Raw genomic sequence first — 532 nt, 5'->3', positions numbered from 1 at the left:
TGCATGGTCACGGCGGCGGCCGCTCCGGCGTTGATGGAGCGGGTGGAGCCGCACTGCTCGATGGCCAGCACCGCGTCCGCCTCCGCGACGAGCTCCTCGGAGACCCCCGGGCCCTCCTGACCGAACACCAGGACGCAGCGTTCGGGCAGCTCGAACGTCTCGAGCAGCTGGGAACCGGGGACGTTGTCGATCGCGAGCACCGCGAGTCCCTCGCCGCGTGCCCAGGCCGTGAACTCCGCGACACTCGCGTGGTGGCGCACGTGCTGGTAGCGGTCCGTGACCATGGCTCCGCGGCGGTTCCAGCGGCGTCGTCCGATGATGTGCACCTCACGAGCCAGGAACGCGTTGGCGGTGCGCACCACGGAGCCGATGTTGAAGTCGTGCTCCCAGTTCTCCACCGCCACGTGGAAGGCGTGGCGCCTGGAGTCCAGGTCCGCGATGATCGCGTCCATGCGCCAGTAGCGGTACTGGTCCGCGACGTTGCGGCGGTCGCCCTCGCGCAGCAGCTCGGGGTCCCAGCGCTCGCCGGCGG

General features: G+C 70.9%; 1 protein-coding gene. It reads right to left on the bottom strand.

Annotated elements, in window-relative coordinates; translation table 11 throughout:
* Positions 1-532: TrmH family RNA methyltransferase (locus QYM41_RS17835; protein ID WP_368801103.1), on the bottom strand; the 532-nt coding region annotated here is incomplete at both ends.

Source organism: Kocuria oxytropis (assembly GCF_040981195.1).
Taxonomy (GTDB): Bacteria; Actinomycetota; Actinomycetes; order Actinomycetales; family Micrococcaceae; genus Kocuria; species Kocuria oxytropis.
Note: the sequence above shows the minus strand (reverse complement) of the source record. Positions and strands in the feature narration are given on the sequence as shown.